Origin of the sequence: Bartonella vinsonii subsp. vinsonii, assembly GCF_902825235.1 — a bacterium.
Classification (GTDB): Bacteria; Pseudomonadota; Alphaproteobacteria; order Rhizobiales; family Rhizobiaceae; genus Bartonella; species Bartonella vinsonii.
The window spans coordinates 1-402 of sequence record NZ_CADEAJ010000073.1 but is presented as its reverse complement, the minus strand read 5'-3'; the positions used below and the strand labels follow the sequence as shown (position 1 = coordinate 402).

Annotated in this window: 1 pseudogene; it reads right to left on the bottom strand. The window is 38.3% G+C overall.

Going from position 1 to position 402, the window contains the following annotated elements:
- Window positions 1-134: 134 nt before the first annotated feature.
- Window positions 135-402, bottom strand: a pseudogene (locus J7R12_RS08725) (MFS transporter); the annotation flags it as partial.

Sequence of the window (402 nt, the reverse complement as noted above, 5' to 3'; positions counted from 1 at the left end):
GATATTTTGTTCTTTTTTCTGAGTGCGCTGTTTGCTGGAATACTATGGTGGAGCGTACCTAAAACAATGTCTTTAAAAATGAAACTGGCGGCATTTTTACCGCCAGCACTCGTCTTATTATTTTTTATTGTGTTCTAGTTTGATATCTCATCATCCGTAAATCCAATAAAGCAAATCAGTGAAATAAAAGAGGAAAGGAGAAGATAATAGCCAACATAAGCAATACCGAAGTTTTGCACTAAATATTCTGCAGTATAGGGTGCAAGAGATGCGCCTATGATACCGGCTAAATTAAAGGTTATAGATGCGCCAGTGTATCGAACTTCTGTCGGAAATGGTGAAGCAAGAACGGCACCAAGAGGACTATATATCATTCCCATGATCGATAAGCCAATAATGGAC